We start from the raw sequence: 24745 nt of genomic DNA on the forward strand, positions 1-24745 counted from the left end.
CGGTGGTTTTGGTGGAGAATATCGGAGTCGAACCGATGACCTTTTGGCTGCCAGCCAAACGCTCTAGCCAGCTGAGCTAATCCCCCATAACTGAAGCGCAAATGTAATAATAATTTTCTTTTTAATAAAAAGGCTTTAATAAATTTCTAAATAAAATATGATTACCAAGGCATCCCTCCCAGATCTGAAAGAAATAAAAAAGCTCACCGAAGCTTGTGCGTCTAAACTACAACAAAAAAAGATATTCCAATGGAACGAAAACTACCCTTCCATGGAACAACTTCAGAGGGATATTGAAAACGACGAACTATATCTTCTCAGAGAAGATACCCAGATAAAAGGCATCGTGATGCTCTCATTTAAACAGGATGAGATTTATAAGTCGGTAAACTGGCTCACCAAAACCACTAATCATCTGTATGTCCATCGTCTAGCTGTTCATCCCAAGCACTGGGGAAAGGGTTACGCACGAACTCTGATGAATTTCGCTGAAGATTATGCACGCAGCCATAACTGTGTATCAATAAGGCTGGATACCTTTAGTCAAAACAAGAGAAATCAACGATTTTATAAGGCTAGAGAGTATAAACAACTTGAAGACGTTTATTTTCCAAAGAAAAGTAAACATCCCTTTCATTGTTATGAGCTGCTTTTATAGTACCGAAAATTAGCTGTCCAAAAATTAACTTTCCCATTTTGCGATTCCGCCTTTTGCAGAATCTACTTCTATGGAGTAATTTCTCCCTCCAGAAATGATCCATCTAACTTTTACGGCATCCATCCCTGGAATATTTTTAAGCTTTATGGTTTCAGGATTAACCTCCTGCTCTTCAACCTTATTAAAATCTTCATCATTTACAATCATCCCAGCATGAACTTTAGTTCCAGAAATGCTTACATAATCAGGTCGCTCGATCTTATATTTCAAGTCCTGGCTGGAATGGGTAGGCATTAATCTTTCATTGTAAATCGTAGCTGTAACCTGTCTTAAACCATTGCCAAGGCTTTCCTCTTGGACTTCAGAAATGCTGATTTTTGGGGTGTGGTAGGCATGATAAAGACTAAAAGCCATATTCCGGTGGGCATCCTGCTCCAAAAGAAACCCTGGGTGTGCCCTGCCAAAATTCTTTTTGAATCCACCAACTTCAATCTTACCATATTGCGGATGGTCATATTCCTTCCAGTCTACAAATGCATCGCCGAAGGTAAGGTATCGGTCTACTTTTAATTCTTCATCTTGATTACCTCGACCCTTATTTTGGTGAAAATAAAGATAGGAAACCATTAATTCATTGGAATAGGTGTAAATGCCCCTGCCTCCATAAAACCAATCTAATTCGCCACCAAAAACAGAATAAAGATCCTTATAAACCACCAGGTAGCGATAACCTGGAATCATTTCCTCACCTTTTCTGGCTATGGCATCATAAATCTCTACATCCTCACTGTTGTAGGTCTCAGCATCTTCTTCCGCACCAGGACCCCGAAGGATCATTCCGCCGTAGTTATGGTAACTTTGAGCCCCAGCTATATTTGGATGTGCCATTACAAATTCCATAACCGCTCTGTTTTCAGGCAGGCTAAACGGATATTTATAAGCTCCACGCTGAATATAATCTGGTTGCCATTTCCAGCCCCAATCGCGATTGGGATCATAATAGCCTATTCCGTCTTCATTGACTTCGCCGTCTCCATCAGTGTCAATCCCTTCATAACCTAGAATTTCATATTCTCCTTTTTCTTCTGCAGCGACTCTTATTAATTTACGGTCATCCATTGGGTCTTTGATATATCTGCCAGTTGGTGATTTTCTGACCATCATCGTAATATGGTTATCATTATTGATATCATCAAAGCCATCCTCTCCGGCTTTTCCATCACCATCATTGTCCAGGACGATCATGCCAGAACGTGGAGAATGCGGAGTATTGGGTTGATTCATATAGTCATTCCTTGCATCAGGATTTATACTGGGATTAATATAGAACGTTTTATCTGCCAGCAATTCCTTTATAAAATCCAGTTCATCAAACATCTCAGTGAGATACCAGGCGGTATATAAAGAAAATTCTGTTCCCTGGATTTCATTAGAATGAATGTTCCCATCGATGTACATCGCCGGTTTCTTATCTGGATCACCGGTATTGAAATCAGAGATAGTGAGTACATAAATATCACGCCCTTCATAGGATTTACCAATACTTTCGAGTTTTGCAAGTTCAGGATGAGCTTTGGCTATTTTATCCATAATATCCACCATTCCCTCATAGGTATAATAGCGATTCCAGCTAACCTGAACCTTGGGCTGATGAGGCGTACCTATAGCTCTAAAGAATTTCTCCTGGGTATGGGCAGGGGTAAGATTAAGTAGAAAACTTAAAATGAATAGAAGGACGGTATTTTGAATATGTTTTGAATTCATTTCTTTAGTATTAAAGTTTTACATTAATCGCGACAAAACCGGTATGCGGTGCGCCAATTTTCACCTCTGCCGTGCCACCTCCTTTTACGATCCAGGAAAGCGTTTTCTTCTGATAGGCCTCCAGTTTGTCCACCATTTTTATGGTATTCCCTGCCAGTATATCTTTCTTTTCGCGGCTTAATCTTATTTGTAGTTTTTGAAGCCAGCGACTTCTTCCACCTAGTTCAGAATGCGTAGGTAAAGGAGAATTGTTAAAAAGGTCGACGGTAATTCTTGTAAGTCCGCCACCTAGCTTTTCGGTTTTAAGGTTATGCAATTCCAGTTTGGGCTGCATTTGAGCCAGGGTAAGGACAAAATCGGTATGATACAAGGCGATACTATCGGTCATTTGAAATGGAGGGTTATTAACTACAAAAGGCTTAATACCTCCCACTTCCACCTTCTGGTTGGGAAAATCTGGATGTTCTACCTCGGTCCAGGGGAGAAATACCTCATCTATTCCTTGTTTTTCTGCCCATGCCAGGAAATTTGTTTCCACGGTAGGCTTAAAATTCTCAGTGGAAATCGAATCCTCTTTAGTATCATTTTCAGCTTCCTCCTTTTTCATCTCAGGTACCCACCAACCCGGAGTACTAAAACTAAGCCGGCCAAAATGGAAGTAAGCCCATTGGAAAAAATCACCTTCAGTTCCCTGATTATCCTGTTGGTATGCCTTATAAGGTATGGTTTCATTATAGATTTCAGAGATCATTTCATTGAGTTTTACATCCTTCTCCAACATGGAAGTTACTACCCTTTTTTCGGCCTTCGTTTTATTGTAATTTAAAGGAGTGCTCAGATTATTTGCAGGTCCAAATGTGACAAAGGCAAAAATATTCCAACGTTCAAATAAGAAGTCCAATAAGGCACGACTTTCTTTTTGAGATACAGGAAAATCACCGGCATAGGCTTCAAAATAAGGGAAATTATAAGTAAGACTTTTGTTGAAAGCTATTCCCTCCTGCGGATCTTCATTGAAGTTTTTGTCTTTATCATTATCAATTCCTTCGGAATACAGCAAATAGCGTTTCTCATCTCTTTTAGTTTTCGGACCGGCTTTTACCAGCACCCGGGGATCGATTTGGTGGCTGACATATTCACCCATTGGAGTTTCAATTCGCATTTTTGTAATCCATCCATCTTTGTTCAGGTCTTCATATGGGTCTTCTCTTACTTCTCCATCTCGATCGTGATCTACCTTTGCTGAGTTTCCTCTACGCTCATATCTCATTTCGTTGAAATACTGGGAGTAAGCATCTGGCGACATGTTAGGAAAAACATAAAAGGTTGTCTGATCTAATATTTGAGAATGGTGCTCTAGAATATTCTCTGAAATCTTTAGAGCGAGTTCCACTCCTAGAAGATGGGAGCCCTCCACCCCACCAACGATAGCAATTGCAGGTTTATTATCTAAATCTCCTTTACCCAACTGAAGCGCCCATATTTCCCGACCTGCTTCAGTGCTGGTGAGCGAAATAAGTTTCGCGTTTGCTGAATTGGCTGTTTGATTCAAACGTTGGGCTACCTGGGCATTAGTAGGATAATCCGGTTGTGCATTGCTATGGTAGGTTAGAAATCCACTCAAAACCAACAAGCATAGTAATTTTATTTTCATAAGTATTTATTGATATGATCGAATAGTTCACTCAAAAATAGGACTATAATTATGTGAAGTGGTTTAATTATAAAATTTTTATTCCTAAAAATTCTAGAATACAGGCTGGATCTTATTTTTATATTTGCTTTCTCTTGGAAGCATCAATAAGTTTTAAAAATATAAATCGCATTGCCATTCCGGCTATCATTGCGGGGATTGCTGAGCCTCTTATTTCCTTAACCGATATTGCGATAATAGGGAATGTAGAAGAAAACCCTGTGGAAGCATTAGCGGCTGCCGGTATAGTGGGATCCTTTCTTTCGGCTATTATCTGGATCGTCGCCCAAACAAAAACGGCAATTTCAGCCATCGTTTCTCAACATCTGGGGGCAAACCGGCTTCATGCAGTAAAAACACTGATTCCGCAGGCAATTTATTTTAATTTTGGATTTAGCCTGGTAATTTACCTGTCAACCGCCCTTTTCGCAGAAGCCATATTTAGTGCCTATAATGCCGAAGGACTTATCCTCAGTTATTCTGAAGAATATTATCAAATAAGAGCATTGGGTTATCCCCTAACCCTGGTCACTTTCGCTATTTTTGGAGTTTTTAGGGGTCTTCAGAACACCTTATGGGCTATGAAATGCAGTCTTGCAGGAGCTGCTGTTAATATTGGGCTTGATTTTGTTCTGGTTTACGGGATTGAAGGTTTGATTCCTCCTATGCATCTTAAAGGTGCAGCTTATGCTAGCCTTGGCGCCCAAACCACTATGCTGATCATGGCCCTGTGGTTTTTCTTTAAGAAGACGCCTTTTCATCTTAAACTGAGTATTAACATCAACCCACAACTTAAAGGACTGCTATTGATGGCTGCCAATCTTTTTGTGAGAACCGCCGCCCTTAACTTTGCAATTTACCTGGCCAATTCCTACGCCACAGGCTATGGGAAAAATTATATCGCCGCCCAAAGTATACTTATGAACATTTGGTTGTTCTTCAGTTTCTTTATTGATGGTTATGCCAATGCCGGTAACGCTATAGGTGGAAAACTCCTGGGCGCACGGGATTACAAAAGTCTTTGGGAACTCAGTAAAAAGATTAGTAAATATGCTATTTTCATCGCCTTAATTCTAATGGCGATCTGCGCTTTATTTTACAATGAGATTGGTCTAATCTTCAACAAGGAAGTAGCAGTTTTGGCTCTATTTTCTTCCGTTTTCTGGATCGTATTACTGATGCAACCTGTCAATGCAATCGCTTTTATGTTTGATGGAATTTTTAAAGGTTTGGGCGAAGCAAAATACTTGCGTAATTTACTGTTGGTCGCTACTTTTCTTGGCTTCACCCCAACTCTTTTAATTTCAGACTATTTCGGTTTACACCTTTACGGTATTTGGATCGCCTTTTTCATTTGGATGCTTATCAGAAGTAGTGCCCTGGTAATCAAATTCAGGAGAAAATACCTGCATAAAGAAATGTGAAGATTTCGTCTGTTCCCGCTTAATATTTTAAATTTGGGAGAAATCAACCAAATAATTATGAGCACTGCGCCCGAAAACGGAAGTTTGTATACTAAAATCGAAAATGGAATTGCCCATTTGGAATTTGGACATCCGGCAAGTAATTCTTTCCCTACAGTACTTTTAGAAAGATTAGAAAAGGAATTTCTAAGGCTCTCTGATGAGAAAAATGTAAATATTATCCTTTTAAAATCGGAAGGAGAAAAAGCATTTTGCGCAGGAGCTTCTTTTGATGAACTTGTAGCAATTGAAACCATGCAAGAAGGAAAGCTCTTTTTCTCCGGTTTTGCCAATGTTATCAATGCTATGCGAAAATGCAAAAAACTAATTGTAGGTCGCATTCAGGGAAAGACCGTTGGAGGAGGACTAGGACTTATAGCCGCATGCGACTATGCGATGGCTACCGACGCAGCAGCCATTAAACTTTCTGAACTAAGCATTGGAATCGGTCCGTTTGTGATCGCCCCTGCTGTGGAACGAAAAATGGGTATCGATGCGCTAGCTGAACTCAGCCTTGCCGCCCATGAATGGAAAAATGCCTACTGGGCTAAAGAAAAGGGCCTATACGCCAGGGTTTTCGAATCTGTAAAAGATCTCGATAAGGAAATTGAGCTTTTTACGGAAAAACTTACCTCCTATAATCCCCAAGCTTTGTACGAAATGAAACAGGTCCTGTGGAAAGGAACATCACATTGGGAGGAACTATTATTGGAAAGAGCGGCGATTTCAGGAGAATTGGTCTTATCTGATTTCACAAAAAATGCCCTGGCTAAATTCAAAAAATAGCCTAAAATCCCTGAATATTTCAGTATATTAAAAGAAAATTAAATATATGAGCGCTTTTCAGGAACATCTGCCAAAAGATCGGCCGGCAAGCCGTGAAGAAGAATGGGGATTTACCCTCTGGGAATTTATTGCTGATAACTGGATTTACTTAATGGCTATCCTGCTAATTCTCGGAGTATTCCTCTATGCCCGTATTAGCTGGAGAAAACGCCAGAATAAGAAAAAAGAGAATTAATGAGCGAAGATACCTGGGAGATATTTAGTTTCCTAAGCGGAATGGGCTTTTGGCTAATTCTTGCTGTAATATTGGTTGCGGTAGTAATCTACAGCAGATATAAGAAATAACTAACGCGTCTTAAGCCAACCTGTAATACTAAGCCTGGGGGTATTTACCGGTTTTACCTCATGTTCGAGAATCTGGCTTTCAAAGATCACCACCCTGCCAGCCATGGGATAAATATTTTTTGCTATTTCCTTTCCATTTTTTTCTTTATAAATAACCAGTTCGCCTCCATTTTTCGCTTTCCAATCCTCTTCATTGAGATAACAAACCAGTGAAAGTTTTCTCCTGGCATCATTTTGAAAGGTATCCAGATGCCGTTTATAAAATGTTCCAGCCGGATATAGAGCATAATGGAATTCTTTAGAAAGAATGCCTAGAAAACAAGTTTTATTAAGATAGGCAACAAGGGCATTTATCTTATTGAAAAATAACTTTTCAGCGACCCCTGCTTCAGCCTCATTTAGCCAGAGAATAAAATCACCACGAACCGATTTGGCTATTACTTCATTCACCTTATTCCCAATAGCCGCTTTCTTAAATTCATCTTCCCTATACTTTTGCTTAAGGGAATCACGTAAAGCAGCTACTTCATAAGGATTAAAAAAGTTATCAGCTATACAATATTGCTTTTCAACCAAATCTGCAATTATATCCTCGTAATAGGGATTTTCCTTAAATTCTAATTGCTCGAATAATTCAGTTTCAGCGATCTCCATAGTGACAAAAATTTTGCAAATATAATTCAGAAACTTAATTAATTCAGAAAAAAATCAGCCGTTAAAAATCCCGTATCTTTGCCCAAAATTTACTTCTATGAGTAAGATACGTATTACTAAGCAATTCAATTTTGAAACCGGCCATGCGCTATATGGATATGATGGGAAATGCCGTAACGTACACGGACATAGCTATAAACTCAACGTTACCGTAATTGGAGAGCCTATTACTGACAAGAATGATGTAAAATTCGGAATGGTGATAGATTTTGGTGACCTTAAAAAGATCGTGAAATCTGAGATCGTAGATAAATTTGATCACGCTACCGTATTTAATAAAAACACACCACATATTGAATTGGCACAGGAACTACGCAACCGTGATCATCATGTAATCCTGGTCGATTATCAACCTACCAGTGAAAACATGGTTATCGATTTTGCTAAAAAGATAAAAAAACACCTCCCTGACCATATTCAACTGCATTCTTTAAAACTTCAGGAGACGGAATCCAGTTTTGCAGAATGGTATGCTATGGATCAATAACAAGGTTGCCATTAGAAGGTCTTTTAATTTGACTTAGGCTTAAGTCTTATTTTTTAAGGTGCTTTTTCCGGCCTCTTAAAGGGTCTAATCGAAATTATTTTATATTTACATTCCAGAAAGAATTCCATGAATCTTCCGCAGGGTAAAAAAATCTATTTTTCAAGCGATAACCACTTAGGTGCACCCAATGCTTCAGAAAGCAGACCCAGGGAAATAAAATTTGTAAAATGGTTAGATAAAATAAAAGAAGATGCAGGTGCTATCTTTCTTTTAGGAGATCTTTTCGATTTTTGGTTTGAATATAAATACGCAGTTCCCAAAGGATTTATAAGAGTATTAGGGAAATTGGCGGAAATAAAAGACAGCGGGATTCCAGTATATTTCTTTGTAGGAAATCACGATTTGTGGATGAGAGATTATTTTAAGGAAGAATTAAATATTCCGGTTTACCACAAACCCAAAGAATTTGAATTCAATAATAAGACCTTCCTAATTGGTCACGGTGACGGACTCGGGCCTGGAGATTACGCTTATAAACGGATGAAAAAGGTATTTACCAATCCATTGTCAAAATGGCTTTACCGATGGCTTCATCCCGATTTAGGCATTCCACTGGCGCAGTATTTTTCAGTTAAAAACAAAGCAATTTCAGGAGTTGAGGACCAGGAATTTTTAGGAGAAGAGGGGGAGTGGCTAATTCAGTATTGTCGCCGAAAGCTTGAAGAAAAACATTATGATTATTTTCTCTTTGGACATCGGCATTTGCCTCTGGATATTCTCCTTGGTAAGACCTCCAGATATATCAATACGGGTGATTGGATTTCACATTATACCTATGCTGTATTTGACGGGGAGAAGGTTAGCCTCAAAAAGTTAAAAGACTAATCTTCAGCGACATCATGAAATTTCAATTGTAGCGAGACCTTGCCGTTCCATTCATTCTCATCCAGACTATAAACCGCCTTAAATTTTCTTTGATTCCTAATAAGCTCTACCTTTTGGCCCAGATTAAAGCCAATTACATCCAAAGTGGGCCCTGACGGTAATTGAGTTACTTTACATTTTAAATGGGCATTCTCTGTCCCAACACATTTTCCATACCCGGTATCAATTAGTTCCCTACTCATAAACACGGGACTCATATTCCCCGGTCCGAACGGCGCAAATTGCTTGAGAATTCGATAGAATTTAGGAGTGATTTCTCCTAATTGCAATTCGGTATCTATAGCAATTTCAGGAGTTAGCAAATGTTTTTCTAGACTAACAGATACCACCTCCTCAAATTTGCGCTTAAAATTTTCGTATTCCGAAGTTTCCAGGGTTAGGCCTGCTGCATATTTATGGCCTCCAAACTGTTCAATATGATCCTGGCATTCTTCCAAAGCATTATAAACATCAAAACCTTTAATTGAGCGGGCGGATGCCGCTAGTTTCTCTCCGCTTTTAGTAAAAACCAAGGTTGGACGGTAATAAGTTTCGGTTAACCTGGAAGCAACGATTCCTATAACCCCTTTATGCCAATTTTCATCATATACAACCGTTGTATAGCGTTCCTGCTCTTTTAAAGCTTCTATTTGAGCAAGTGCTTCCAAGGTAATTGCCCGGTCTGCATCTTTTCTTTCAGAGTTAAAATTTTCTATTTCCGCTGCGAACTTTTGCGCGGTGGATTCGTCCTCTTCGGTAAGAAGCTCCACAGCATGCAAACCGTGTTTCATCCTTCCGGCGGCATTAATTCGGGGAGCCAGGATAAAAAGTATATCGCTCATACCGATCTTTTTCTTTTTAACCTGGTCCAAAATTGATTTGAATCCAAATCGTGGAGCGATATTTATCACCCTAAGCCCATGATAAGTCAGAACCCTGTTTTCACCGGTGACTGGAACAATATCCGCTCCAATAGCTGTAGCCACTAAATCGAGGTATGGCAATAAAGTATCAATGGTATTTCCCCTTTCTATAGCCAGGGCCTGAATAAGCTTGAAACCGACCCCGCATCCACACAATTCTTTATATGGATATTCGCAATCTTCCCTTTTCGGATTAAGCACCGCTACAGCCTTGGGCATTTCAGCACCTGGGCGGTGATGATCACAGATTATAAAATCGATACCTTTTTTCGCGGCATATGCCACTTTTTCTATGGCTTTTATTCCACAATCAAGAGCAATTATAAGGGAAATATCATTATCTGCCGCAAAATCTATCCCCTGAAAGGAAACTCCATACCCCTCCTTATACCTGTCTGGGATATAACTAGCCACATGAGGAGTTAGTGTTTTAAGGTATGAACCCATCATAGCAACGCTGGTAGTGCCGTCTACATCATAATCGCCGTAAACCAGAATATTTTCCTCTTTTACAACGGCATTTTCAATACGCCTTACAGCCAGGTCCATATCTTTCATCAGAAACGGATCGTGTAAATCATCTAGGCTGGGCCTAAAAAATTTTTTTGCTGCTTCAAAAGTATCTATGCCTCTTTGCACCAGAAGGGAGGCTATTGGCCTGTCAACTCCCAGTTGATGGGAAAGAAGAGAAACGACTTCGGAATCTGGTTTAGGTTTAAGCGTCCAGCGCATATGCTTGAAAATTTATGCAAAAATAATAATGTGAGCTTAAGTGTTGGAAAAGAACCTGCTTTCTACAGGAATGTAATTTAATTCCTTTTGCAAATTCTGTTTTAATTAAAAGTTTATGGTTTTCCACGAACCACGATGACTATTTCACCTTTGGGAGGCTTCTGTGTATAGTGGTGAAGAACTTCTGAGAGGCTCCCCCTAATTGTTTCTTCATGAAATTTAGTGATCTCCCTAGAAACCGATACTGGTCGCTGGTCTCCAAAATATTCCGCAAAGTGTTTAAGGGTCTTCAACAACTTATGGGGGGATTCATAAAAGATCATTGTTCTGGGTTCTTCAGCGAGCAGCTTTAACCTTGTTTGTCTCCCTTTTTTAACCGGCAGAAAACCTTCAAAGATAAATTTATCATTAGGAAAACCACTATTGACCAAAGCAGGAACGAATGCAGTGGCCCCCGGTAAGCAGTCTACCTCCACCCCGGCTTCCACGCAGGCACGGGTTAATAAAAAGCCCGGGTCTGATATAGCTGGTGTACCCGCATCACTGATCAAAGCGATGGTTTCCCCGTTATTTATACGCTGCACGATTCCTTCAACCTTCTTATGCTCATTATGCATATGATGGCTTTGCATCGGCGTTTTAATTTCAAAATGTTTTAGAAGTTTTCCACTGGTTCTGGTGTCCTCAGCAAGAATAAGATCCACATCTTTTAAAATACGGACAGCCCTGAAAGTGATATCCTCCAGGTTGCCAATTGGGGTAGGAACCAAATAAAGTTTGCCCATAAATTAAACCGGCTAATGTCTGTATTTATTTTCGATTTTTTCCATAAATCGCTGCTCATGAACTTCTTTACCTTCCCAATGATTGTAATCCGGTTTTACGATCTTTTCAATGAATTTTTTGGCTTCCCCAAAATCATCAATGGTATTCAACTGGGAGAGCACGCGATTATAATCAGCGGTATTACCGTCAAATAAATTTTTAATAAAAGAGAGTCTTTCATTAAGCCCAATGTTAATTCCCTTCTTTAATCTGTCATTTACAGATTTTGGTCGGGTCTCTTTTTGACGGCTGTTTAAAGGTTCAAAATTTGGCAGGTTATCATAATCAACTCCTATATCGCGAAAATCTTTTTTTGGTTCCGGGGTTGGTCTTTCAGCGGGTGATGTACTTTTTTGCTCAGGTGGTTTGGGTTCCGCCTTTTTTGTCTCAGGAATTTTCTGACTGCTTCTCATCTGGTTAAAAAGGTCATCTACCTTTTCAGTCTCTGAAGGCATTTGCGCCACGATATCCTTTATTTTCTCGGTATTAGGTTCAGTAATGGCATCGGCATCCTCCCGGTATTGAGTTCCATCGGGGGCATAATCATCAGGTTCAGATTTTACCGGTTCCTTTTTCTTTTCAGGTATTTCTAAATTCACATCCTGCGTTTCTTCCGCAGATTGAAACCCTTGAAGATTCTGTTCGGTAAAGTTAAGTATCGAAAGTTGTTCATATAAAGTCGCAGCTCTTAGTTTTAGAGCTTTAGTATCTATGTTCCCTTTATCAGAAATTATTTCTTCAGCGAGTTTAACCAACTCTTTTTTAAGTCTGTTTTTCATTTTCATACAATTTTTATGAACCCAATATTATTTAAGCCTAGAAGGATTTTAACCAGTATCCTGCAAAAAAGATGCCCTTCCTGGCATTAATAACTTTAGAAATTAGCATCGGGCAATGGCTTGTATTTTTAATAAATTTGTTCCACCTTTATCGAAAAGGGCTAATTCCTGTTTCGATTTGAAAATTACAAAATGTTTCTCGAAAATACAGTAAATCACGAAGAGCAATTTGGCTGGATTGAGGTTATTTGCGGTAGCATGTTCTCGGGCAAAACCGAGGAACTTATCCGAAGACTCAAGCGAGCACAGTTTGCCCGTCAAAAAGTGGAGATCTTTAAACCTGCTATTGACAGACGTTACGATGAAGAGATGGTGGTCTCTCATGATGCCAATGAAATCCGTTCAACTCCAGTACCTTCAGCATCTAATATTCCTATACTTGCCGATGGCTGCGATGTTATCGGAATAGATGAAGCCCAGTTCTTCGATGATGAGATTGTAAGTGTATGTAATGATCTTGCTAACCGGGGTATTAGGGTTATTGTAGCCGGTCTGGACATGGATTTCAAAGGAAATCCTTTTGGACCAATGCCGTTTTTAATGGCTACGGCAGAATATGTCACCAAGGTACATGCAGTTTGTACTCGCACTGGTAATCTAGCTCAGTTTAGTTACCGAAAAGCTGTTAATGATGAACTTGTCTTCCTGGGTGAAACGGAAGAATATGAACCTCTAAGTCGGGCTGCTTATTACAAGGCCATGCTCAGAGAACGAGTAAAAAATCTGGACGTAAAAGAAGCAAAAGAAATAGCCCCTACTTCAAAAGAAAAGAATGCCTGAAGCTCCCGAAACGTATTTGGAAATAGATCTTGGGGCTCTGGCCCATAACTACAAGTTTATAAGGTCTACAATTCATCCCGAAGTAAAATTCATGTCGGTAATAAAGGCATACGCCTATGGCAATGATTCAGTTGCAATTGCAAGAAAACTTGAAGAGTTAGGAACTGATTACTTTGCAGTAGCTTATACCTCAGAAGGCATTAGGTTACGCAAAGCCGGAATTTGCAAACCCATTCTTATCTTGCATCCACAACCGGTAAATTTTTCTGAAATTATTGAAAATTGCCTGGAACCTAATTTATACAGCGCAAGAACGCTTCAGCTTTTTATAGATCTTGCCGAAAAGCAAAATCAGAAGGCCTATCCTATTCATATTAAATTCAATACTGGGATGAATCGATTAGGTTTTACTGAAAAAAACTTTGAAACCATCCCTGAAATACTGAAGACAACCAAGGCGGTAAAAATTGCTTCAGCTTTTTCTCATTTAGCGGCCAGCGAAGATTGGCAAGAAAGAATTTTTAGTCTAGAGCAAATAAACCGCTTTCAAAAATTAGCAGAATTACTTTTAAATAACCTGAATTATCGCCCAATGTTCCATATCTCTAACACCTCGGCGATATTTAATTACCCCGAAGCTGGTTTCGATATGGTTAGAAGCGGCCTTGGCCTATATGGTTTTGCAAACGATTCAAAATGGGATAAAAAGTTGAAACCGATTGGCACCCTGAAAACAGTTATTTCTCAGATTCAGAATTTAGAGAAAGGGGATACTGTGGGTTATAATCGTGTTTTCAAAGCGACCAGCGCCACAAGGATAGCCACACTCCCTATTGGCCATGCTGACGGAATTAAACGCATTTATGGTCATGGAAAAGCCGGGGTTTATGTCCACGGGAACTATGCACCGATCATAGGAAATGTATGTATGGATATTATTATGATAGACGTAACCAACATCGACTGCCAAGAGGGGGACGAGGTGATTATTTTTGGTGGTCCTCAACATGTTACCAAATTTGCGGAGAATGGAGGAACCATTTCCTACGAACTTATTACAGGGATTTCCCAACGGGTCAAACGTGTGATTATTTCTTAATTTAAAATTGAATTTAGGAATTTTTAAATTTTTGTGTAAATTGGTTCTGTTCTAACCAATATCACTCGCTAAATAATGAGTTTTTTAAAAGATTTTAAGGCTTTTATGCTGAAAGGCGATATTATAGCCCTGGCAACAGCCGTAGTCATCGGGGCTGCCTTCAACAAAATTGTAGCCTCTGTGGTTGCCGATATAATTATGCCTATCATCGGTTTAATAACCGGAGGTACAGATTTCACCCAGAAATTTATAGCTCTGGACGGAGTTTCTTATGAAAGTCTTGAAGTCGCAAAAGAAGCAGAAGCCGCTGTAATAACCTATGGCAATCTTATAGATACTATTATTCATTTTATAATTGTTGCCTTTTTTATATTTTTGGTGCTTCGTGCCTATGAAAAGACTAAAAAAGAGAAGGAAGCGCCAAAATTGGTGGAACCAAAAGGCCCAAGCCAGGAAGAATTGCTCACTGAAATCAGGGACGAATTAAAAAAACAGGGACAAACACCTTAAATGCTTTGAAGATACGAGCACCGCTATACTGCTCATTTTTAAATAAATCGTAATTTAACTAAACCCCACAGAAAACTGTGGGGTCTTTTTTTAACGAAAAATAACAATCAGTTTAAAATTGATAATTCTTTTCAATTTTAAGTTCTTAAAGTGGATTAGTTCAATTCAGCACAATAAATTTGCGGCTGGTTTTTAAACATTTTTTAATTGAATCCGACCAAAATTTTTAACTAACAAAGTCAAATTTTGGATTTGGAAATAATAAAATAAGTAAATATGAGAATAGCAGTGGTAGGTGCTACCGGGATGGTAGGCCAGGTAATGTTGGAGGTTTTGGCTGAAAGAAATTTCCCGATAACCGAATTGTATCCAGTAGCTTCAGAAAGATCCGTTGGAAAAAACATTAAATTTCAAGGAAAAGACTACGAAGTCATAGGACTTCAGCAGGCCGTAGATATAAAACCTGATATTGCTTTATTCTCGGCCGGGGGTGAAACCTCTTTAGAATGGGCTCCTAAATTTGCTGAAAATGGCACAACGGTGGTCGATAATTCTTCAGCATGGAGAATGGATACAACCAAAAAATTGGTCATTCCCGAAATAAATGCTTCTGAGTTAACTAAGGAAGATAAGATTATTGCTAATCCCAATTGCTCTACCATACAGTTATTAATGGCACTCAAGCCACTTCACGACGCTTTTAAAATTAAGCGTGTAATCGTCTCTACTTACCAATCCATTACAGGAACAGGTGTCAAAGCTGTAGAACAACTGGAAAATGAATACAAAGGTGAAAAAGGCGAAATGGCCTATCCTTATCCTATACATAAAAATGCCTTACCCCATTGTGATGTGTTTCAGGAAAACGGATACACCAAGGAGGAGATGAAGCTCACCAAAGAAACCAAGAAAATTCTCGGTGATGATTCGGTGTTGGTAAGTGCTACTGCGATTAGAATTCCTGTGGTAGGTGGACATTCTGAATCTGTGAATGTTGAGTTTGAAAAAGAGTTTGATGAAGCTGAAGTCAGGAAAATTTTAAGCCAATTCCCTGGGGTCACTGTGCAAGACAATCCTGATACTAACACCTATCCAATGCCTATTTATGCAGAAGGAAAAGATGATGTCTTTGTGGGACGAATTCGAAGGGATTATTCACAACCAAAGAGTTTAAATATGTGGGTGGTGGCCGATAACCTTAGGAAAGGAGCAGCTACTAATACCGTCCAGATCGCAGAATATTTAATGACAAACAATTTGGTTTAAGCCATAGATAATTTACCAAAAAATGCCTGTAAATACGACTTACAGGCATTTTTGTATTATTTTAGGCACTCTAAATCTTTAATATGAAACGACTAATATCTGGAGTCCTAACTTTAGGACTTTTAGCCTCATGCAACGATTCTGAAACAGAAAAAGAAATCAGTTTGAATTACCCTGAAACCAAAAAAGTAGATACAATAACCGATTATTTTGGGACCCAAGTAAAAGATCCCTACCGATGGCTCGAAGACGACCGCAGTAAGGAAACTGAAGAATGGGTGAAAGCTCAAAATAAAGTGACATTTGATTATCTTCAGAAGATACCATTTCGAAAAGACCTGGAAAAAAGGCTTACCGAAATCTGGAATTATGAGAAAATCAGCGCTCCTAAAAAAGAAGGAGATTATATATATTTTTCAAAAAATGACGGGCTTCAAAACCAATACGTGGTATACCGTCAAAAGAATAAAGATAGTGAGCCTGAAGTCTTTCTGGATCCGAATAAATTCAGTAAGGACGGCACAACTTCCCTTGCAGGACTTAGCTTTTCTGATAACGGTAAAATAGCTGCTTATGCCATCTCCGAAGGTGGAAGCGACTGGAGAAAGATTATCGTAATAGATGCTCAAACAAAGGAAATTGTAGAAGACACCTTGAGAGAAGTAAAATTCAGTGGAATCTCCTGGAAGGGAAATGAAGGTTTCTACTATTCCAGTTATGAAAAGCCACAAGGCAGTGAGCTTTCAGCAAAAACCGATCAGCATCGCCTTTTTTATCATAAACTTGGTACTGCCCAAAGCGAGGATGCGGTAATCTTCGGTGATACCGAAGAACAAAAACATCGTTATGTTCGTGGCGGTGTTTCGGAAGACAACCGTTATCTTTTTATTTCAGCCAGGAATTCAACCTCCGGGGGGAAACTATTTATGATGGACCTTCAGCAAGAGAATCCAGAATTGGTTACTATATTAGATCATGAGGATTCAGACACTGACGTGTTGGACAACCAGGGTAGCAAGCTTATTATTCTAACGAATTTGGATGCTCCCAACAATCGCATTGTCACAGTAGATGCTGCCAAGCCTTCTCCAGAAAATTGGAAAGATCTGATTCCGGAGACAGAAAATGTGCTTAATCCTTCAACAGGGGGCGGCTATATCTTTGCCGAATATATGATAGACGCCATCTCACAAGTAAAACAATATGACTATAACGGGGAGTTAGTAAGAGAGATTGAATTACCGGGAATAGGTTCAGCCAGTGGATTCGGGGCAAAAAAAGAAGAAAAGGAACTTTATTATTCATTCACCAACTACGTAACACCAGGTACTATCTATAGATTAGATATTGAGGAAGGTACTTCCGAGATATACAACAAACCTAATATTAAATTCAACCCTGAGGATTTTGAAAGTAAGCAGGTTTTTTACACCTCCAAAGACGGGACCAAAGTACCTATGATTATTACCCATAAAAAAGGCCTTGAGCTCAATGGCAAAAATCCAACCATGCTTTATGGTTACGGTGGTTTTAACATAAGTCTCACGCCCTCATTTAGTACCGCAAACGCGGTTTGGCTGGAACAAGGCGGGGTATATGCCGTTCCGAATCTTAGAGGCGGTGGCGAATACGGAAAACAATGGCACGTTGCCGGTACAAAGATGAAGAAACAAAATGTTTTTGATGATTTCATCGCTGCTGCCCAATACCTAATCGAAGAGAAATACACTTCCAGCGACTATCTGGCAATTCGCGGAGCATCAAACGGAGGCCTTCTGGTTGGAGCCACCATGACCCAGCGCCCTGATTTAATGAAAGTTGCTTTACCTGCTGTGGGAGTTTTAGATATGCTTCGGTATCATACTTTTACAGCTGGTGCAGGTTGGGCCTATGATTATGGAACCTCGGAAGATAATGAAGCGATGTTTGAATATTTACATGGTTATTCCCCAGTTCACAATATTAAAGAAGGTGTTGAATATCCTGCTACTTTAATCACTACAGGAGATCACGATGACCGGGTAGTGCCAGCGCACTCCTTTAAATTCGCAGCCGAGTTACAAGAGAAGCAAGCGGGGAGTAACCCTGCTTTAATAAGAATTGAAACCAAAGCTGGTCACGGCGCTGGAAAACCCACAAAAATGATCATTGAAGAGTATGCCGACGTTTTTGGTTTCACTCTATATAATATGGGTTTTAATTCATTACCAAACCAGAAGGAAAAGACCAAAGGTTAATTGAGAAATTATATTATCAAAAACCATCGGCACTCCAAGATTGCTGATGGTTTTTTTATTAATTGCAATTTCCCCAGTTAAAGAAGCCTTATCTCGATTTCTTGGCCCTTAAAGGGTTTCTGATTGTTTTTGTTTTCCCGGGGTCCTGGTATAAGCTCCTTAATTGTATCATGTCCATTTGAATTAACTGATAAGTTAATTGCCGTTATAATAGCTATAGCTCCTTAAAAAAGAACCTATATGAAGCGCTTATCAGGCTCATAAACCATATTTTTTTCCTATTTTCCACCCTAAGCATTCAATATTTGATTAGTCTTATCTCAAGGTAAGCTGCGCTTATATAATATTTAATTATGCTAGAATTAAAAAACGTTTCTTTTGCCTACCAGGAAAAGCCAGTACTGACCAACATCAGTTTCGAATTAGGAAAAGGAGAAAACCTATCGATTATTGGTGAAAGTGGTTGCGGAAAAAGTACCCTTTTACAACTTATCTACGGTCTGCTACATACCGATGGCAAGATTATTTGGAACGAGAAAGAATTACTTGGTCCTCAATTCAATATCGTTCCCGGAGAACCCTTTATAAAATACCTTGCCCAGGATTTTGATCTCATGCCCCCACTGACCGTCGCAGAAAACATAGGAAAACACCTCAGTAATATGTATCCACGAAAGAAAAAGAGCAGGGTCAGAGAACTAATGGAGATTGTTGAAATGACAGATTTAGGTGATGAGAAGGCCAAGAATTTAAGTGGTGGACAGCAGCAACGCGTCGCCTTAGCCAGGGCCCTGGCTAATGAACCCCAGTTGCTCTTACTCGATGAACCCTTTAGCCATATTGACCATTTCAGAAGGAACAACCTTAGACGGCAATTGTTTGCATATCTGGAAGAAAGAAGCATCAGCTGTATAGTGGCTACCCATGACAGTACGGATGCACTTTCTTATGCGGATAAAACAATAGTGCTTAGGAATGCTAAAATTCAGGCTGAAGGCACCCCAGAAAACCTCTACCAAAATCCCCCAAACAAATACGTGGCTTCCCTTTTTGGAGAGATTAACGAGATTATGATAAAGCATCTTATTAAAACCGAAACAAGCAGAAGAAAAATCCTATTATACCCCCACGAAATAAGCTTTTCGACCAAATCGGAAATAAAGGTTGAAATTAAAAGAAACTTTTTCCGGGGTCAGCATTATTTAATTAAGGCTAACCTCAATGGACAGGAAATATATATTGAAAATCCAGGCCCTTTAAAAGAGGGTAAAATAATAGGGATAAAAGTCTCCCCTGAACTCATTGACACGCGGCAATAGTTATTCTACTGTAAGAATATTATGGGTTTGACCATTTAAGGTGAAATCTTCTCCGGCTTTTTTATTTCTCAAAGCGAGAGCCACGGGGGAATTGGCACCTACGGAAAAAAAAATTTCTTCATCTATCTTCAATTCCCCGGCGGGAATAGCAATAAAATAATTGGCAGCAGTTGTCTTAATAATGCTTCCAAACCCGGCTTGGTTACCAGCTCCCTCTGGGATAGAATTCAGGGTTTTTTTGAGCCTTCGGTATTGTTCGAGCTGACCTGATAGCTTTTCGAACTCCAGGTGTAACATCGCCCTACCAGTTTCATATTTATCACCCATGGAGCATTTAGTCTCCAGTTTAAGGGCTGCCTGGAGATCATCTATAGCCGTATGGAGCCTCTTTATTCGTTCCTCCACATATCCGCTTGCTTTATCAATCAAATTCTTTTTTAGTTCGCTCATGTCCTTTTTTTAAAAACTGAATTTACCGTAATTTCTCATTTGCCTAATGATCCACTTCTTTCGATTTTCTATATAACTGCTGGCAGGATTGGCTTTATAGTGCCTGGGATTAGGTAATATTGCAGCTATTGCAGCAGCCTCCGAAGGTGTTAATCGGGATGCGGGTTTATTAAACCAATATTGTGCTGCTTCCTCTGCTCCAAAAATTCCAGGTCCCATTTCAACACTATTAAGGTAAATTTCCAAAATCCGTTTCTTACTCAAGAATGTCTCCATTAAAAAAGTAAAATAAACTTCCAGGCCTTTTCTCACCCAATTTCTCCCCGGCCATAAAAATAAATTTTTGGCGGTTTGTTGGGAAATTGTACTGGCCCCTCTCATTGGTCTCCCCTCCCGGTTCTCTTCAATAGCCTTTTCAATAGCTTCAAAATCAAAGCCATTATGACTTAGAAAATTCTGATCTTCACTGGCCACTACACCAAGCTGAAGATGCAAAGAAATCTCCTCTTGTGGCACCCAGGTATGTCGAATAATCTGTCCGGAATCTTCCAGGTAGCGGATTCCCATCAGCGGGGTAAATCGAACCGGAATCCAGGAATAAAGTATAACCATAAGCACTGAACACAAAATCAGTGTCACCAAGAGTTTCCAGAGAAATCTAAAGATCTTTTTAATCATTTAATAAGCGATGAAAGTTCTTTCCCTATAAGGCTACCAATGGCCACACCCATTCCCCCCAAACGCACACCACAATAAATATTTTCCGAAAGCTGTTTAACAATTGGACTTTTAAGACTTCCAACCCCCATTATCCCGCTCCAACGGTAATCGACCTCAAAATTGTTTTCCGGTAAAATAATAGTACTCAGTAATTCTTCAAGTCGATTTTGAATGAGTTCAGTTTGATTGATCTCGGTGGTTTCCTCCGTTTTAAAATCAAGGTTACGCCCTCCCCCAAGTAAAATTCGGTTATCTATATTTCTAAAATAATAGAAACCTTTTTCAAGATGGAAAGTTCCTTTAATCTTCAGGTTTTGGATAGGTTTGGTAATGAGCACCTGCGCCCGGGCAGGTTTTACCCCCTCAATCCCTAACTTGGAGGCGAAGCCATTGGTTGCGATAAGAAGTTTTTTTGTCTTCAATTCCAACTTCTCTGTCTTTACTTTTACTGAATTTCCAGTTTCCAAAAATTCCTGAACCTCAATATTATTCAGTATTTTGATTCCTGCTTTTTGCACTTTAGCCAAAAGTGCTTCCATCATTTTGCCCGTATTTAATTGGCCTTCTAAAGGATTGTAAATAATTTCCTTTTGAATATTACGGAAGTCAAAAGGGTTCTTTTCACAACTAAAGACTTTGCTTCCAATAATTGGTTTTAACATTGAATTGATACGTGGCAATTCTAAGATGCATGCTTCATACAGAGCTTTGTTTTCTTTTGCGAAAAGCTCGTAACCTCCATATTCTTTATAACCTATTTTAGCATCTCCAAGATTTTGCCTAAGTAGTTGAAGTCCTTTTATACGCTTTTTGACTAATTGAACCACCTCTTCTTCAGAGTGATCTTTAAGATCATCAATTATTTCAGAGAGACTTCCAAAACAGGCAAAGCCTGCATTTTTAGTACTGGCCCCGTTAGGTAGAAGACCTCGTTCCAGAACGAGTATACGGGCTTTTGGAAAACGGTTTTTGAGATCAAGCGCACAATTTAGACCCGTTATTCCACTTCCAATTATACAATAATCTATTTCTGAAAACCAGGTTTTGGTTTCCCAATAGGAAAAATTCATCAGCTGTCTAATTTTCTCTCAAATTACAGAAAGTTTTGGATAAAAACTTACCGCTTTATATAATTCAACTTATAATAACCCAAGAAATAAAATGCAAAAATCCCACAGCTAAAAACTGTGGGATAGTACTTTTTAAGAGAAAATTAATTTCACCTAGTCTTCCATAGGTTTCATCGTAAAATCTTCCATGAATTTTGTCGTATAATTACCTTCAATATAATCAGGATGATCCATAAGCTGCCTGTGGAATGGAATGGTTGTTTTCACCCCTTCAATTACAAACTCATCAAGTGCTCTCTTCATCTTACTTATTGCTTCTTCACGGGTCTGAGCAGTAGTAATAAGCTTAGCAATCATAGAATCGTAGTTGGGAGGAATAATATAACCACTATAAACGTGAGTATCTATTCGTACTCCGTGACCACCCGGCGCATGAAGGTTAGTGATCTTCCCGGGAGAAGGTCTGAAATTGTTATATGGATCTTCAGCATTGATTCGGCATTCAATAGAATGCAATTGAGGAAAATAATTTTTTCCCGAAATCGGTACTCCTGCTGCGACAAGAATCTGCTCCCTGATTAGATCGTAGTCTATCACTTGTTCAGTGATAGGATGTTCAACCTGGATACGGGTATTCATCTCCATAAAATAGAAATTACGGTGTTTATCAACCAAAAATTCTATGGTTCCTGCTCCTTCGTATTTTATATACTCTGCAGCTTTAACTGCGGCTTCTCCCATTTTTTTACGAAGACTATCGGTCATAAATGGAGAAGGAGTTTCTTCGGTTAATTTTTGGTGACGACGCTGGACTGAGCAATCTCTTTCTGAGAGATGACAGGCTTTTCCGCTACTATCTCCTACGATCTGGATTTCGATATGTCGAGGCTCCTCAATGAGCTTTTCCATATACATCCCATCGTTTCCAAATGCTGCCCCTGCTTCCTGACGAGCAGAATCCCATGCATTTTGAAGGTCTTCTTCCTTCCAAACAGCACGCATCCCTTTACCGCCACCACCAGCCGTAGCCTTTAGCATCACCGGAAAACCTATGTCTTTAGCTTTTTTCAGACAATCTTCATAATTTTCCAGGATACCTTCTGAACCGGGAACACAGGGAACACCGGCAGCCTTCATGGTAGCTTTGGCGGTCGCCTTATCTCCCATCTTAGCAATCATATCCGCTGATGCTCCGATAAATTTTATGTCATGTTCCTCACAGATTTTGGAGAACTTAGCATTTTCAGATAAAAATCCATATCCTGGATGAATTGCATCTGCATTAGTAATTTCGGCAGCGGCAATGATATTAGATATTTTAAGATAAGAAAGGTTACTTGGTGGAGGTCCAATACATACTGCCTCATCAGCGAACCTAACATGAAGACTCTCAGCATCTGCAGTTGAATAAACCGCAACAGTGCTAATTCCCATTTCTTTACAGGTGCGCAAAATACGGAGTGCAATTTCGCCCCTGTTGGCAATTAATATTTTTTTAAACATACCTATTGTTTTTTTGACCCAGTGGAAACTCCCTTAAGCTGATTGGGTGTTAATTTATGATGGATCTACTAAAAATAATGGCTGATCGAACTCTACGGGAGAAGCATCGTCAACAAGAACTTTCACTATTTTTCCTGAAACTTCACTCTCAATTTCGTTGAAGAGTTTCATAGCTTCAATAACACAAAGTACATCTCCTTCTTTAACTGAATCTCCAACTTCTACAAAGGTTGGTTTATCCGGAGAAGGTTTGCGATAGAAAGTTCCAATAATAGGTGACTTTATAGTAACATAATTGGAGTTGTTCTCCTCTGAAGCCTTTTTTTCTTCGGTTGAAGGGGCAGGTGCGTTTTCCTGTGAAGGAGTTGGCTGTTGTTGCTGAACTGGCATCTGTTGCGGCATCTGTTGCGGCATTTGATTACCCATTGGTACCTGCTGAACAATTGTTGTTTCCTTTTCGTCTGAGCCTGTTTTGATAGTGATTTTCACATCGCCTGTTTCCAGTTTCACCTCGCTGGCGCCAGACTTGGCAACAAACTTGATTAAATTCTGAATTTCTTTTAAATCCATAATGTTAGGGTGTTGGTTTTTTAAGAATTATAAGCCCATTTCAGGAAAGTGGCTCCCCAGGTGAACCCACCTCCAAATGAAGCGAAAATAATATTATCTCCTTTTTTAAAATTTTTCTCGTAATCGCTAAGTAACAAAGGTAAGGTTGCCGATGTGGTATTGCCATAACGCTCAATATTCATAAGAACCTTTTCATCTTCAAGATTCATGCGATTTGCTGTAGCCCCTACTATCCTCTTATTGGCCTGGTGAGCTACAAGCCAGTCAACATCATCATTGGTTAAATGGTTTCGTTTCATAATTTGCTCACTAACTCCTGCCATATTGGATACCGCAAATTTAAAAACGGTTTTTCCGTCCTGTCTGACAAAATGAAGTTTTCTGGCTACGGTTTGTTCACTAGGGGGCATTAAAGATCCTCCAGCTTCAATATTTAAGGATGCACGTCCTATGGAATCACTTCTTAGGATTTCATCCTGAAGCCCAAAACCTTCGTCATTAGGTTCCATTAGAACTGCTCCCGCTCCATCACCGAAAATAATGCAGGTGGTTCTGTCGGTATAATCAATTATGGAGGACATTTTATCGGCTCCTATCACCAGTACCTTCTTGTACCGACCAGATTCAATATAAGCTGATGCGGTGGACATGGCATATAGAAACCCTGAACAAGCTGCCTGCAGATCATAGCCAAAGGCATTAATAGCTCCAATTTGGGAAGCTACATGTACTGCCGATGCAGCCACTGGCATATCGGGAGTTGCAGTAGCAAGAATCACAACATCGATTTCAGTTGGATCTATACTTGATTTTTCAATTAGATTTTTGGCGGCCTCTATAGCAAGGAACGAAGTACCTTTATTGGGGTCTTTAAGGATTCGGCGCTCTTTAATCCCAGTCCTGGAAGTTATCCACTCATCATTGGTGTCAACCATTTCCTCCAACATTTTGTTGGTCAAAATATCTTTGGGCACATAGGCGCCCACAGCGGTTATAGCAGCTGTGATCTTATTCATACACATCAAAATTAAACACCTTCCTAGCCCTCTTTGGCAAAAGCCGCTAAAG

At 39.5% G+C, this 24745-nt stretch carries 24 protein-coding genes and 1 tRNA gene; 12 read left to right on the top strand and 13 right to left on the bottom strand.

Annotated features, from left to right (window positions below; translation table 11 throughout):
* Nucleotides 1-9: 9 nt before the first annotated feature.
* Nucleotides 10-86: transfer RNA gene (locus ACW6NC_RS02615), tRNA-Ala, on the bottom strand.
* Nucleotides 87-157: 71 nt separating this feature from the next.
* Between ACW6NC_RS02615 and ACW6NC_RS02620 the strand changes: the two genes are divergently transcribed.
* Nucleotides 158-658 (top strand): GNAT family N-acetyltransferase, encoded by a 501-nt coding sequence (locus tag ACW6NC_RS02620; RefSeq protein WP_457863624.1) that lies wholly within the window; start codon nucleotides 158-160, stop codon nucleotides 656-658.
* Between the two features lie 24 nt (nucleotides 659-682).
* On the opposite strand, the gene ACW6NC_RS02625 is transcribed toward ACW6NC_RS02620, so the two are convergent.
* Entirely contained in the window at nucleotides 683-2422 is a 1740-nt protein-coding gene (locus ACW6NC_RS02625; RefSeq protein ID WP_457863625.1) for a M14 family metallopeptidase, read from the bottom strand.
* A gap of 10 nt (nucleotides 2423-2432) precedes the next feature.
* Nucleotides 2433-4076 (bottom strand): M14 family metallopeptidase, encoded by a 1644-nt coding sequence (locus ACW6NC_RS02630; protein ID WP_457863626.1) that lies wholly within the window; start codon nucleotides 4074-4076, stop codon nucleotides 2433-2435.
* 134 nt (nucleotides 4077-4210) lie between these two features.
* On the opposite strand from ACW6NC_RS02630, the gene ACW6NC_RS02635 reads away from it, so the two are divergent.
* Genes ACW6NC_RS02635 through ACW6NC_RS02645 form a run of 3 tightly spaced genes read left to right on the top strand, consistent with a single transcriptional unit; the run spans nucleotide 4211 to nucleotide 6599 of the window.
* Nucleotides 4211-5539 (top strand): MATE family efflux transporter, encoded by a 1329-nt coding sequence (locus tag ACW6NC_RS02635; RefSeq protein ID WP_457863627.1) that lies wholly within the window; start codon nucleotides 4211-4213, stop codon nucleotides 5537-5539.
* Nucleotides 5540-5596: 57 nt separating this feature from the next.
* A complete protein-coding gene (locus ACW6NC_RS02640; RefSeq protein WP_457863628.1) occupies nucleotides 5597-6364 on the top strand; it encodes an enoyl-CoA hydratase/isomerase family protein in 768 nt (255 codons plus the stop codon).
* Nucleotides 6365-6410: 46 nt separating this feature from the next.
* Nucleotides 6411-6599, top strand: coding sequence for a hypothetical protein (locus ACW6NC_RS02645; RefSeq protein WP_457863629.1), 189 nt, complete (start codon nucleotides 6411-6413; stop codon nucleotides 6597-6599).
* 110 nt (nucleotides 6600-6709) lie between these two features.
* On the opposite strand, the gene ACW6NC_RS02650 is transcribed toward ACW6NC_RS02645, so the two are convergent.
* Complete coding sequence (locus tag ACW6NC_RS02650) at nucleotides 6710-7363, bottom strand: 2OG-Fe(II) oxygenase (RefSeq protein WP_457863630.1); 654 nt, start codon at nucleotides 7361-7363, stop codon at nucleotides 6710-6712.
* A gap of 97 nt (nucleotides 7364-7460) precedes the next feature.
* Here ACW6NC_RS02650 and ACW6NC_RS02655 point away from each other — a divergent pair, with 97 nt between their 5' ends.
* Together ACW6NC_RS02655 and ACW6NC_RS02660 are read left to right on the top strand one after the other, a co-directional pair.
* Nucleotides 7461-7910, top strand: coding sequence for a 6-pyruvoyl trahydropterin synthase family protein (locus ACW6NC_RS02655; RefSeq protein WP_457863631.1), 450 nt, complete (start codon nucleotides 7461-7463; stop codon nucleotides 7908-7910).
* Between the two features lie 126 nt (nucleotides 7911-8036).
* Nucleotides 8037-8795, top strand: a complete 759-nt coding sequence (locus ACW6NC_RS02660; RefSeq protein WP_457863632.1) for a UDP-2,3-diacylglucosamine diphosphatase — start codon at nucleotides 8037-8039, stop codon at nucleotides 8793-8795.
* Here ACW6NC_RS02660 and recJ read toward each other — a convergent pair.
* The 3 genes from recJ to ACW6NC_RS02675 form a co-directional block, all read right to left on the bottom strand.
* On the bottom strand, nucleotides 8792-10489 hold the full coding sequence (gene recJ / locus ACW6NC_RS02665; RefSeq protein ID WP_457863633.1) for a single-stranded-DNA-specific exonuclease RecJ: 1698 nt from the start codon (nucleotides 10487-10489) through the stop codon (nucleotides 8792-8794). The genes ACW6NC_RS02660 and recJ overlap by 4 nt on opposite strands.
* A 113-nt stretch (nucleotides 10490-10602) precedes the next feature.
* Nucleotides 10603-11274, bottom strand: a complete 672-nt coding sequence (rsmI, locus tag ACW6NC_RS02670; protein WP_457863634.1) for a 16S rRNA (cytidine(1402)-2'-O)-methyltransferase — start codon at nucleotides 11272-11274, stop codon at nucleotides 10603-10605.
* A gap of 12 nt (nucleotides 11275-11286) precedes the next feature.
* On the bottom strand, nucleotides 11287-12093 hold the full coding sequence (locus ACW6NC_RS02675) for a hypothetical protein (protein WP_457863635.1): 807 nt from the start codon (nucleotides 12091-12093) through the stop codon (nucleotides 11287-11289).
* 192 nt (nucleotides 12094-12285) lie between these two features.
* Between ACW6NC_RS02675 and ACW6NC_RS02680 the strand changes: the two genes are divergently transcribed.
* The 6 genes from ACW6NC_RS02680 to ACW6NC_RS02705 all read left to right on the top strand — a co-directional run bounded on the left by ACW6NC_RS02680 (nucleotide 12286) and on the right by ACW6NC_RS02705 (nucleotide 19364).
* The gene (locus ACW6NC_RS02680) at nucleotides 12286-12933 is read left to right on the top strand and encodes a thymidine kinase (RefSeq protein ID WP_457863636.1); all 648 of its coding nucleotides are present in this window, start codon (nucleotides 12286-12288) and stop codon (nucleotides 12931-12933) included.
* A complete protein-coding gene (gene alr, locus ACW6NC_RS02685; RefSeq protein WP_457863637.1) occupies nucleotides 12926-14032 on the top strand; it encodes an alanine racemase in 1107 nt (368 codons plus the stop codon). The genes ACW6NC_RS02680 and alr overlap by 8 nt, the downstream gene beginning before the upstream one ends.
* A gap of 75 nt (nucleotides 14033-14107) precedes the next feature.
* Entirely contained in the window at nucleotides 14108-14542 is a 435-nt protein-coding gene (gene mscL, locus ACW6NC_RS02690; RefSeq protein ID WP_457863638.1) for a large-conductance mechanosensitive channel protein MscL, read from the top strand.
* A gap of 276 nt (nucleotides 14543-14818) precedes the next feature.
* A complete protein-coding gene (locus tag ACW6NC_RS02695; protein ID WP_457863639.1) occupies nucleotides 14819-15808 on the top strand; it encodes an aspartate-semialdehyde dehydrogenase in 990 nt (329 codons plus the stop codon).
* Between the two features lie 83 nt (nucleotides 15809-15891).
* Nucleotides 15892-18045: a prolyl oligopeptidase family serine peptidase gene (locus ACW6NC_RS02700; RefSeq protein ID WP_457863640.1), complete on the top strand. Its 2154-nt coding sequence runs from the start codon at nucleotides 15892-15894 to the stop codon at nucleotides 18043-18045.
* A gap of 353 nt (nucleotides 18046-18398) precedes the next feature.
* A complete protein-coding gene (locus ACW6NC_RS02705; protein ID WP_457863641.1) occupies nucleotides 18399-19364 on the top strand; it encodes an ABC transporter ATP-binding protein in 966 nt (321 codons plus the stop codon).
* Here the strand turns inward: ACW6NC_RS02705 and ACW6NC_RS02710 are convergent, their stop codons facing one another.
* The 6 genes from ACW6NC_RS02710 to ACW6NC_RS02735 all read right to left on the bottom strand — a co-directional run bounded on the left by ACW6NC_RS02710 (nucleotide 19365) and on the right by ACW6NC_RS02735 (nucleotide 24693).
* Nucleotides 19365-19814, bottom strand: a complete 450-nt coding sequence (locus tag ACW6NC_RS02710) for a transcription elongation factor (RefSeq protein ID WP_457863642.1) — start codon at nucleotides 19812-19814, stop codon at nucleotides 19365-19367.
* 9 nt (nucleotides 19815-19823) lie between these two features.
* Nucleotides 19824-20492, bottom strand: a complete 669-nt coding sequence (gene mtgA, locus ACW6NC_RS02715) for a monofunctional biosynthetic peptidoglycan transglycosylase (RefSeq protein ID WP_457863643.1) — start codon at nucleotides 20490-20492, stop codon at nucleotides 19824-19826.
* A complete protein-coding gene (locus ACW6NC_RS02720) occupies nucleotides 20489-21604 on the bottom strand; it encodes an NAD(P)/FAD-dependent oxidoreductase (protein ID WP_457863644.1) in 1116 nt (371 codons plus the stop codon). The genes mtgA and ACW6NC_RS02720 overlap by 4 nt, the downstream gene beginning before the upstream one ends.
* Before the next feature lie 153 nt (nucleotides 21605-21757).
* The gene (accC, locus tag ACW6NC_RS02725) at nucleotides 21758-23107 is read right to left on the bottom strand and encodes an acetyl-CoA carboxylase biotin carboxylase subunit (RefSeq protein ID WP_457863645.1); all 1350 of its coding nucleotides are present in this window, start codon (nucleotides 23105-23107) and stop codon (nucleotides 21758-21760) included.
* 54 nt (nucleotides 23108-23161) lie between these two features.
* Nucleotides 23162-23677 (bottom strand): acetyl-CoA carboxylase biotin carboxyl carrier protein, encoded by a 516-nt coding sequence (gene accB, locus ACW6NC_RS02730; protein ID WP_457863646.1) that lies wholly within the window; start codon nucleotides 23675-23677, stop codon nucleotides 23162-23164.
* A gap of 20 nt (nucleotides 23678-23697) precedes the next feature.
* Nucleotides 23698-24693 (bottom strand): beta-ketoacyl-ACP synthase III, encoded by a 996-nt coding sequence (locus ACW6NC_RS02735; protein WP_457863647.1) that lies wholly within the window; start codon nucleotides 24691-24693, stop codon nucleotides 23698-23700.
* Nucleotides 24694-24745: the final 52 nt, after the last annotated feature.

It is taken from the genome of Salegentibacter profundi, assembly GCF_054121475.1.

Excerpts from the sequence above, each read along its gene's own strand:
- rsmI (WP_457863634.1), bottom strand. The coding sequence starts at position 11,274 with ATGGGCAAACTTTATTTGGTTCCTACCCCAATTGGCAACCTGGAGGAT.
- ACW6NC_RS02695 (WP_457863639.1), top strand. The coding sequence starts at position 14,819 with ATGAGAATAGCAGTGGTAGGTGCTACCGGGATGGTAGGCCAGGTAATG.
- ACW6NC_RS02735 (WP_457863647.1), bottom strand. The coding sequence starts at position 24,693 with ATGAATAAGATCACAGCTGCTATAACCGCTGTGGGCGCCTATGTGCCC.
- ACW6NC_RS02645 (WP_457863629.1), top strand. The coding sequence starts at position 6,411 with ATGAGCGCTTTTCAGGAACATCTGCCAAAAGATCGGCCGGCAAGCCGT.
- recJ (WP_457863633.1), bottom strand. The coding sequence starts at position 10,489 with ATGCGCTGGACGCTTAAACCTAAACCAGATTCCGAAGTCGTTTCTCTT.
- ACW6NC_RS02705 (WP_457863641.1), top strand. The coding sequence starts at position 18,399 with ATGCTAGAATTAAAAAACGTTTCTTTTGCCTACCAGGAAAAGCCAGTA.
- ACW6NC_RS02625 (WP_457863625.1), bottom strand. The coding sequence starts at position 2,422 with ATGAATTCAAAACATATTCAAAATACCGTCCTTCTATTCATTTTAAGT.
- alr (WP_457863637.1), top strand. The coding sequence starts at position 12,926 with ATGCCTGAAGCTCCCGAAACGTATTTGGAAATAGATCTTGGGGCTCTG.
- accB (WP_457863646.1), bottom strand. The coding sequence starts at position 23,677 with ATGGATTTAAAAGAAATTCAGAATTTAATCAAGTTTGTTGCCAAGTCT.
- mscL (WP_457863638.1), top strand. The coding sequence starts at position 14,108 with ATGAGTTTTTTAAAAGATTTTAAGGCTTTTATGCTGAAAGGCGATATT.
- accC (WP_457863645.1), bottom strand. The coding sequence starts at position 23,107 with ATGTTTAAAAAAATATTAATTGCCAACAGGGGCGAAATTGCACTCCGT.
- ACW6NC_RS02650 (WP_457863630.1), bottom strand. The coding sequence starts at position 7,363 with ATGGAGATCGCTGAAACTGAATTATTCGAGCAATTAGAATTTAAGGAA.
- ACW6NC_RS02620 (WP_457863624.1), top strand. The coding sequence starts at position 158 with ATGATTACCAAGGCATCCCTCCCAGATCTGAAAGAAATAAAAAAGCTC.
- ACW6NC_RS02700 (WP_457863640.1), top strand. The coding sequence starts at position 15,892 with ATGAAACGACTAATATCTGGAGTCCTAACTTTAGGACTTTTAGCCTCA.
- mtgA (WP_457863643.1), bottom strand. The coding sequence starts at position 20,492 with ATGATTAAAAAGATCTTTAGATTTCTCTGGAAACTCTTGGTGACACTG.
- ACW6NC_RS02675 (WP_457863635.1), bottom strand. The coding sequence starts at position 12,093 with ATGAAAAACAGACTTAAAAAAGAGTTGGTTAAACTCGCTGAAGAAATA.
- ACW6NC_RS02680 (WP_457863636.1), top strand. The coding sequence starts at position 12,286 with ATGTTTCTCGAAAATACAGTAAATCACGAAGAGCAATTTGGCTGGATT.
- ACW6NC_RS02720 (WP_457863644.1), bottom strand. The coding sequence starts at position 21,604 with ATGAATTTTTCCTATTGGGAAACCAAAACCTGGTTTTCAGAAATAGAT.
- ACW6NC_RS02630 (WP_457863626.1), bottom strand. The coding sequence starts at position 4,076 with ATGAAAATAAAATTACTATGCTTGTTGGTTTTGAGTGGATTTCTAACC.
- ACW6NC_RS02660 (WP_457863632.1), top strand. The coding sequence starts at position 8,037 with ATGAATCTTCCGCAGGGTAAAAAAATCTATTTTTCAAGCGATAACCAC.
- ACW6NC_RS02640 (WP_457863628.1), top strand. The coding sequence starts at position 5,597 with ATGAGCACTGCGCCCGAAAACGGAAGTTTGTATACTAAAATCGAAAAT.
- ACW6NC_RS02710 (WP_457863642.1), bottom strand. The coding sequence starts at position 19,814 with ATGAGCGAACTAAAAAAGAATTTGATTGATAAAGCAAGCGGATATGTG.
- ACW6NC_RS02655 (WP_457863631.1), top strand. The coding sequence starts at position 7,461 with ATGAGTAAGATACGTATTACTAAGCAATTCAATTTTGAAACCGGCCAT.